Origin of the sequence: Streptomyces novaecaesareae, from assembly GCF_000716875.1 — a bacterium.
In the GTDB taxonomy this organism is placed as follows: Bacteria; Actinomycetota; Actinomycetes; order Streptomycetales; family Streptomycetaceae; genus Kitasatospora; species Kitasatospora novaecaesareae.
This window is the reverse complement of the sequence record NZ_JNWQ01000224.1, coordinates 1-499: the sequence shown is the minus strand read 5'-3', so window position 1 is coordinate 499 and position 499 is coordinate 1. Positions and strand designations below refer to the sequence as shown.

The 499-nt window shown below is 69.3% G+C and carries 1 protein-coding gene; it reads right to left on the bottom strand.

The annotated features are described in order from the left end of the window. Positions 1–499, bottom strand: a 499-nt coding sequence (locus OP86_RS32595) for an Ig-like domain-containing protein (protein WP_033334519.1), incomplete at both ends; no start/stop codon positions are given.

The window sequence follows — 499 nt, the reverse complement described above, 5'->3', positions numbered from 1 at the left end:
GTGCCGGTGGAAGAACGACACCGTGCCGGTGGGGGTGCCGGCTCCGGGGGCGGTGGCGGTGACGGTGGCGGTGAGGACCTTGGCCTGGCCGAACACCGACGGGTCGGGCAGGGACGTCAACACCGTTGTGGTGTCGGCCGTGGTGACCGTCTGGGGGTCGATGAGTGAGGTGGAGCCGTTGAAGCTGGTGCTTCCGGCGTAGACGGCGGTCAACGCATGGATGCCGACGCCGAGGGTGGAGGTGGTGAACGTGGCCGTGCCGCCGGCGTCCAGGGTGGCGGTGCCCACAAGAACGATGCCGTCGAAGAACGACACCGTCCCGGTGGGGGTGCCGGCACCGGGGGCGGTGGCGCTGACGGTGGCGGTGAGGACCTTGGCCTGGCCGAACACCGACGGGTCGGGCGCCGAGGTCAATGCCGTGTTGGTGCTGGCCTTGGCGACCGTCTGCTTGATGGTCGCCGAGGTGGAGGTGTTGTAGTTGCTGCTCCCGTTGTAGGTG